We start from the raw sequence: 7,214 nt of genomic DNA on the forward strand, positions 1-7,214 counted from the left end.
CACGACGCGCTGCACGCCGGAGGTGGTGCGGGCGACGCTGGTGGCGCGCTCGGCCTCGCTTTGCGAGAGCATCCCCATCAGGTAAACAGTGCCACGCTCGGTCACGACCTTGATCGAGTTGGCCGGTATGTCCTTGGCGGCGACCAGGCCCGCCTTGACCTTGCCCGTGAGCAGGCTGTCCTCGGTGCGCTCCTTCAGCGAAGGGCTGTTGGCGATGCCGACCTCGTTGTACACCGCCTGCACATTGGGCGTCTGGCGCACGGCCTCGCCCACCAGGGCCTTGTCGCGTTCGCTGGCCGCCTCACCCGTGATCAGGGCGCGGCGGTTGAAGCTGGTGACGCTGACACGCACGCGCGAACCCAGCGCGTCGCGGATGTTGCTGGCCGCGCGCAGCTCGATGCCCTGGTCATCGAGTTGCGCGCCCGAGCTGCGGCGGTCGGTCGCCACCATCACGGTGGTGGCGGCGGCACCGCCCATCAGCAGGGGTGCGCAGGCCGACAGCAGCGTGGCCGAGGCCACCAGGGACAGCGACATCAACGCCAGGCGGCGCGGGAAAAGCGTGCGGTTCATGAAAGGATCTCCGTGTCGTTGGTCAGGGATTCGGGCAAACCCAGCAACTGCGCATCCACGCCGTCGCAGATGCAGTGCAGCACCAGATGGTGCACTTCCAGGATACGTGCGGGCACCTCGCCGGGCACGCTCACGTGCACATCGGTATCACGCAGCAGCGAGGCCAGGCGGCCCCCGCGGCCATCGGTGAGGGCCACCACCACCATGTCGCGCTCGTGGGCCGCCTCGACGGCCGAGAGGATGTTGGCCGCGTTGCCGCTGGTCGACAGGGCCAGCAGCACGTCGCCGGCCTGGCCCAGGGCACGCACCTGGCGGGCAAAGACCGCCCGGGTGTCGAAGTCGCTGGCCACCCCGGTGAGCACCGCCGCGTCGGCGGCCAGGGAAAACGCCGCCAGTTCGGGGCGCTCGCGCTCATAGCGGCCCACAAAGCCGGCCGCAAACACCTGCGCCAGCGCCGCCGAAGGACCATTGCCGCAGGCCAGCACCTTGCCTCCGCCCGTGACACAGGCGAGCACCGCATTCGTGGCCGCCTCGACCACCGGCGCCAGGATCGGCGCACACTGGTACTTGAGGTCGGCACTGTCGATGAACTGTTGCTGAATGCGTTGCAGAAGCATGGCGCGATGATAGCGGTGGTCGGTGGCTCAAAAGCTGGCGCCGGCATCAAACGCCGCGCGCAACCAGCCGATGCGGGGCGGATCACCGGCGCCCAGCGCGCCATCGATCACCACCACATCGAACCGGCATGGAGGCTCTGACCGGTATGGCAGCAAAAAGTGCCGCGCGGCGAACACGATGCGCCGCTGCTTGGCGGCCGTCACGCTGGCCGCCGCGCCGCCGGCCCGGGCCGAGGCGCGCTGGCGCACCTCGACGAACACCAGCGTGCCGTCGGCCTCCCGCATAATGAGGTCGATTTCGCCGCCACCCCGCCCGGGCGTGCGGAAGTTGCGCCGCACCAGCCGCAGGCCGGCCGCCTGCAGGTGCGCCAGCGCCAGGTCTTCGGCCGCGTTGCCACGCTGGCGCGTGCTCGCCCCGGGCCGGCCGGGCGCCGCCCCCCGTTCACGAAAGCCCCACATTGTCTGTTCTGTCCCCATCCCTGTTGCCGGCCGTGCGCGAGGCCGCCGCTCAGCAGCATTATCCGCAGGGCGCGCTGTACATGGTGGCCACGCCCATCGGCAACCTGGCCGACATCGGTCTGCGGGCGCTGCACGTGCTGGCACTGGCCGACGCCATCGCCTGCGAGGACACCCGCCACACGGCGGGCCTGCTCAAGGCCTACGGCCTGCACGACAAACCCCTGCTGGCCCTGCACGAGCACAACGAGGCCAGCGCCGCCACGGCGGTGCTGGCGCGGCTGCGCGAAGGCCAGCGGGTGGCCTATGTGAGCGATGCCGGCACGCCGGGCGTGAGCGATCCGGGGGCACGGCTGGTGGCGGCCGTGGCGGAGGCCGGCCTGCGCAGCGTCCCGGTACCGGGGGCCAGCAGCCTGACCGCGCTGCTGAGCGTGACCGGCCATGCCGGCTGGGACGGGCGTTTCACCTTCCTGGGTTTTCTCTCGCCCAAGGCCAGCGAGCGCCAGCGCGAGGTCGCGGCCATCGGCGCCTCGCCCCTGGCCACGCTGGTGCTGGAGGCGCCCCACCGCATCGAGGCGCTGGCGCGCGAGCTGGCCACGCTGGGCGAGCGGCCGGTAACGGTCGGCCGGGAGCTGACGAAACAGTTTGAAGAAGTGGCCCGGATGCCGGCGCACGAGTTGCCCGGCTGGCTGGCGCAGGCCGCGCACCGCACACGCGGCGAATTCGCCCTGCTGGTGCACCCGGCGGCGCCCGCCGCGGCGCAGGAGATGGACGCTCAGGCCTTGCGCACCCTGGATCTGCTGCTGGCCGAGCTGCCCGTGAAAACCGCCGTGAAGCTCTGTGCCGAAATCACCGGTGCGCCACGCAACACCCTGTACACCGCCGCGCTGGCACGCAAGGACGACAGGGCGTAAGCGCTCACTATCTGGCTGCGCGCCCGTCAACCGGCGTCAGCGGGCGCGGCATGCCAGCGCCGCCCACCTCGGTGGCCTCGACGTCAACCACGTCCTGGCTGGCCGCCGGCTCGCCGCGGCTCCAGGTGCCCGCGGCGTAGCGGCGCGAGCGCTCGCGCATCTGGGTGAACAGCACCACCGGCGCCGGCTTGCGCCCGGTGATGAGCGACCACACGGACACCCCGAGCACCACCACCGCGGCCGCCGCCAGAAAGCTCAGCACGAAGATGGCGCCGGCCAGGAACAGCGTGATGCGCAACATGGCCCTCAGGAGCCCGGAAAGAAGGTCGGAAAGTGCATTCATCTGCAAGATGGGAGGCCCCGGGCCTCCGCAAGTTCCCGGCAACACGCCGGGCAGTTCCAAGGATATGGGGAGCGGCCCCCCGTTTGCAAGCCTGCCCGCCCGCAGCGAGGGGTTTTCGGCGAACAACTGCTATGCTGGGCGACGGCCCTTCCACGCCCTTTCGAGCCGCCCATGAACCGACTCACGCAGTACTTCTTTCGCGGTCTTCTCGCCATCCTGCCGCTGGCGTTGACGGTTTACCTGCTGTGGATGTTTGTTTCCTGGACGGAGCGCACGGCCATGCTGCTGATCCGGCCGGTGGTGGGCGAGTTCTACCTGCCGGGCCTGGGCATCGGGCTGGGCGCGCTGCTGATCCTGGCCCTGGGCTTCCTGGTCTCGCAGAGGTTCACCTCCCGGCTGCTGTCGTGGCTGGAGCTGCCCTTCACCAACCTGCCCGTGGTCAAGAGCATCTACTCGTCGCTCAAGAACTTTGCCGAGTATTTCGCCCCCCACCAGCAGAGTGCGCAGCAGGTGGTGCTGCTCAGGCCCCCGGGCACCGAACTGTCCATCGTGGGCCTGATCACGCGTCAGCATATGCGGGGCCTGCCCCGGGGGCTGGGTGAACTGGACGACCATGTCGCCGTGTACCTGCCCATGGGCTACATGATCGGCGGCTACACGGTGTTCGTGCCACGTCACTGGACGGAGCCGATAGACATGTCGGTCGAGGAGGCGATGCGCATGGCGCTGATCGCCTTCATGGCTGGAAAGTAATCGACATCTCATGCAATGAGCGCCCGGCATCTCGAGCACCTGCTGGCGCCGGAGTCGGTGGCGGTCATCGGCGCTTCGCCGCACCCGGGCAGCGTCGGCGCCATGGCCTGGTGCCGGCTGCGTGAGGGTGGTTTTGGCGGGCCCCTGTACCCGGTCAACCTCCGGCATGCGCAGCTCGATGGCGTCCCGGTCTGGCGCCGGGTGGCCGATCTGCCGCAGGCGCCGGCGCTGGCTCTGGTCTGCACGCCACCGGCCACCGTGCCCGGGCTGATCCGCCAGTTGGGCGAGCGCGGCACGCGCGCGGCCGTCGTGCTGACCCGCGGCCTGGACGCGGCCACCCGGCAGGCCATGCTCGACGCGGCACGGCCACATACGCTGCGCATCCTGGGGCCCGGCGGCATCGGCCTGCTGGTGCCACACCTGGGCCTGAACGCCAGCATCGCCCACCTCGGCGCCCGCCCGGGCCACCTCGCCTTCGTCTCGTCCTCGGGCACGCTGACCACCGCCATGCTCGACTGGGCCGATGCGCGCGGCATCGGGTTCTCGCATGTCGTCTCGCTCGGTGACAGCGCCGACGTTGACATCGGCGACCTGCTCGACCACCTCGGCAACGATCCGCACACGCGCGCCATCGCGCTCTACGCCACAGGCATCGGTGATCCACGCAAGTTCATGTCGGCCGCACGCGCCGCAGCGCGCAACAAACCCGTGATCGTGGTCAGGGCCCGGGGGGCAGGCAATGCCGGCGCCACCGTGGATCCGGACGCGGTGTTCGACAGCGCCATCGCACGCGCGGGCATGCTGCGCGTGCGCACCCTGCAGGACCTGTTCCTCGCGGCCGAGGCCCTCACCCGCCTCGGCCCGGCGGCACCGGCCCCCCTGCTGATGCTGGGCAACAGCCGGGGCGCCGCGGCGCTGGCGGCCGACGAGGCCGCCGCGCTGGGCCTGCCGCTGGCGCCCCTGAACGAGGGCACGCGCGCGCGGCTGGCCACGGCCGTGCCGGGCAGCGCCGTGGCGGCCAACCCGGTGCTCCTGCCGCACGATGCGCCGCCCGCCCACTATGCCGCGGCCCTGCAGGCCTTGCTGCCGGCCAGCACCGGCGCATTGCTGCTGGTCCACGCCCCCTCGGCCCTGGTGGACAGTGCCGAGATCGCCCGTGCCGTGCTGCCCCTGGTGCAGGCCACGCCGCACCGGGTGCTGGGCTGCTGGCTCGGCGGCCGCTCCGCGGATGCGGCGCACCAGGTGCTGCGCCACGGTGGGGTCCCCACCGCCGAGACCCCCGAAGCCGCCGTGCGCGCGCTCGGTTTCGTGCACGCCCACCGACGGCACCAGGCCGAGCTGCTGGAAACGCCGTCGGCGTACCAGGGCGCGCGCACGCCCGATCTGCAGGCGCTGCACGCCATCGTCCGGACGGCGCTGGCCGCGGCCGGCGGCGAACTGGACACCGCCGGCACCGGCGCACTGCTGGCGGCCGCCGGCCTGCCATGGCCGGCCCCCGACGACGGCCGCGGCACAACCGGCCCGGACGCATGGCCACCCCGGCACCACGCCTGCCGGATCGGCACCCGCATCGACCCGGTGTTCGGCCCGGTGGTGGTGCTGGGCGAGGACGAGCTTGCCCCGGACGCAGCGGCCGCGCTGACGCCATCCCTGCCGCCGCTGAATCTTCCGCTGGCACGGGCGCAGATCCGCCGCACCCGGCTGCACCGCTGGCCTTCGGGCGACACCGACACGCTGGCCGGCTGGCTGGTGGCGGTCTCGCAACTGCTGGCGGACGTGCCCGAGCTGGCCGCGCTGGACATCCACCTGCTGCTCGACGGCCAGGGGGGCGCCACCGTGTGCGAGGCACGCACGCGCCTGAGCGCGCAGCGGCCGGCCGGCGCGGCGCAGTTCACGATCCGGCCCTACCCGGCCGAGCTGGCCGAGACCATCGACTGGTGCGGCCAGCCCCTGACGCTGCGGCCGATCCGCCCCGAAGACGAGGCGGCGCACCGGGACTTTCTGGCACGCATGGAACCGGAGCACATCCGGCTGCGGATTTTCTATTCCCGGCGCAGCTTCGGCCACGCCGAGCTGGCGCGCCTGACGCAGATCGACTACGCGCGGGAGATGGCCTTCATCGCCACGCGCACGCTGCCCGACGGCAGCGCCGAGACCCTGGGCACCGTGCGGGCCATGATCGATCCGGACAACGACAGCGCCGAGTTCGGCGTGCTGGTGCGCTCCGACCTGCAGGGTGCCGGCCTCGGGCTGCGGCTCATGCGCAAGATGATCGGCTACCTGCAGGCCTGCGGCACGCGCCGGCTGGTGGGCACGGTGCTGCGCGAGAACACCGGCATGCTGGCGCTGGCACGCAAGCTGGGCTTTGCCGAACGGGCCAGCAACGACGACCCCGGCCTGTGCGAGATCACGCTGATGCTCCAGCCGGGCGCGCCCGAAGGGCGATAAGCTCGGCGCATGGATTCGCTGACGCAGATCACACTCGGGGCCGCCGTGTCGGTGGCCGTCATGGGCCGCCGCACGGCGATCTGGAAGGCCGCCCTGTGGGGCGGCATCGCCGGCACCCTGCCCGATCTGGACGCCCTGATCGACCACGGCGACCCGCTGCTGAACATGGTGCGGCACCGCGCCGAAAGCCATTCGCTGCTGCTGCTCACGCTGTTCTCGCCCCTGCTGGCCCGGCTGGTCAGCCACCTGCACGGCCAGACCGCGCTGTGGCGGCGCTGGTGGCTGGCCCTGTGGCTGGCGCTGTTCACCCACCCCTTGCTGGACACCATGACGGTGTACGGCACGCAGTTGCTGCAGCCGTTTTCCGACCACCCCTACGCCGTCGGCAGCGTCTTCATCATCGATCCGGCCTACACCCTGCCCCTGCTGCTGGGCGTGATCGCCGCGCTGGCCCGGGGCCGCCAGGGCAGCGGCCTGCGCTGGAACCTGGCGGGGCTGGTGCTGTCCACCGCCTACCTCGGCTGGAGCGTGGTAGCGCAGCAATGGGCCACACAGGTGGCGCACGCCTCGCTGCAGGCCCAGGGCATTGCCGCCGACCGGCTGCTGGTCACGCCGGCGCCGTTCAACACCGTGCTGTGGCGCCTGGTGGCCACCACCCCCAGCCACTACCACGAGGGCTACCACAGCCTGCTGGACCGGGACCCGGCCATCCGCTGGCTGGCGCACGACCGCGGGCCGGCGCTGATCGGACAGCACGCGAACGACGCGCCGGTGGCACGCCTGGCGGCGTTCACCCAGGGTTTTTACCGCCTGCGCGAAACACCCGACGGGCGCCTGCACATCACCGACCTGCGCATGGGCCAGGAGCCCGACTACATCTTCAATTTCGATGTCGGCCCCGTGGACGCCGTCGGCACCGAGCCACCGTCGTTCCGCTCCAGCCGCCCCGACACCAACCGCGCCCTGGCCTGGCTGTGGCAACGCCTGTGGGGCACCGACCTCCTGCCCATGGGGGCCGCACTGGCCGCCGACAACGAGACCCGCTGAAGCGCCGCAGGTGATCCAGCGGAGCGTGGGGGCGATGGATTCGCCGCCGGGCCGCCCCAAGGCGAA

8 protein-coding genes are annotated in these 7,214 nt (G+C 71.7%); 4 read left to right on the forward strand and 4 right to left on the reverse strand.

The features are described from left to right. The 3 genes from PHQ87_RS12920 to PHQ87_RS12930 form a co-directional block, all read right to left on the reverse strand. The coding region (locus tag PHQ87_RS12920) for a BON domain-containing protein (RefSeq protein WP_300234997.1) at positions 1-570 on the reverse strand (570 nt) is incomplete at its 3' end. Then, positions 567-1,187 (reverse strand): SIS domain-containing protein, encoded by a 621-nt coding sequence (locus tag PHQ87_RS12925; protein WP_300235000.1) that lies wholly within the window; start codon positions 1,185-1,187, stop codon positions 567-569. The genes PHQ87_RS12925 and PHQ87_RS12920, both read right to left, overlap by 4 nt. Before the next feature lie 27 nt (positions 1,188-1,214). Beyond that, positions 1,215-1,646 (reverse strand): YraN family protein, encoded by a 432-nt coding sequence (locus PHQ87_RS12930; protein ID WP_300235003.1) that lies wholly within the window; start codon positions 1,644-1,646, stop codon positions 1,215-1,217. Between PHQ87_RS12930 and rsmI the strand changes: the two genes are divergently transcribed. After that, positions 1,646-2,557, forward strand: coding sequence for a 16S rRNA (cytidine(1402)-2'-O)-methyltransferase (gene rsmI / locus PHQ87_RS12935; protein WP_300235006.1), 912 nt, complete (start codon positions 1,646-1,648; stop codon positions 2,555-2,557). The genes PHQ87_RS12930 and rsmI overlap by 1 nt on opposite strands. Before the next feature lie 7 nt (positions 2,558-2,564). Here rsmI and PHQ87_RS12940 read toward each other — a convergent pair whose 3' ends face one another. After that, positions 2,565-2,900 (reverse strand): hypothetical protein, encoded by a 336-nt coding sequence (locus PHQ87_RS12940; RefSeq protein ID WP_300235009.1) that lies wholly within the window; start codon positions 2,898-2,900, stop codon positions 2,565-2,567. Positions 2,901-3,071: 171 nt separating this feature from the next. Here PHQ87_RS12940 and PHQ87_RS12945 point away from each other — a divergent pair, with 171 nt between their 5' ends. Genes PHQ87_RS12945 through PHQ87_RS12955 form a run of 3 tightly spaced genes read left to right on the forward strand, consistent with a single transcriptional unit; the run spans position 3,072 to position 7,148 of the window. Further along, positions 3,072-3,653, forward strand: a complete 582-nt coding sequence (locus PHQ87_RS12945) for a DUF502 domain-containing protein (protein ID WP_300235012.1) — start codon at positions 3,072-3,074, stop codon at positions 3,651-3,653. Between the two features lie 15 nt (positions 3,654-3,668). Continuing rightward, entirely contained in the window at positions 3,669-6,101 is a 2,433-nt protein-coding gene (locus PHQ87_RS12950) for a GNAT family N-acetyltransferase (protein ID WP_300235014.1), read from the forward strand. 9 nt (positions 6,102-6,110) lie between these two features. Beyond that, entirely contained in the window at positions 6,111-7,148 is a 1,038-nt protein-coding gene (locus PHQ87_RS12955; RefSeq protein WP_300235016.1) for a metal-dependent hydrolase, read from the forward strand. Positions 7,149-7,214: the final 66 nt, after the last annotated feature.

The organism is Hydrogenophaga sp. (genome assembly GCF_028698005.1).
In the GTDB taxonomy this organism is placed as follows: Bacteria; Pseudomonadota; Gammaproteobacteria; order Burkholderiales; family Burkholderiaceae_C; genus Hydrogenophaga.

Coding starts and splice junctions, on each gene's coding strand:
- PHQ87_RS12925 (WP_300235000.1), bottom strand. CDS start 1,187: ATGCTTCTGCAACGCATTCAGCAACAGTTCATCGACAGTGCCGACCTC.
- PHQ87_RS12930 (WP_300235003.1), bottom strand. CDS start 1,646: ATGTGGGGCTTTCGTGAACGGGGGGCGGCGCCCGGCCGGCCCGGGGCG.
- PHQ87_RS12940 (WP_300235009.1), bottom strand. CDS start 2,900: ATGAATGCACTTTCCGACCTTCTTTCCGGGCTCCTGAGGGCCATGTTG.
- PHQ87_RS12945 (WP_300235012.1), top strand. CDS start 3,072: ATGAACCGACTCACGCAGTACTTCTTTCGCGGTCTTCTCGCCATCCTG.
- PHQ87_RS12950 (WP_300235014.1), top strand. CDS start 3,669: ATGAGCGCCCGGCATCTCGAGCACCTGCTGGCGCCGGAGTCGGTGGCG.
- PHQ87_RS12955 (WP_300235016.1), top strand. CDS start 6,111: ATGGATTCGCTGACGCAGATCACACTCGGGGCCGCCGTGTCGGTGGCC.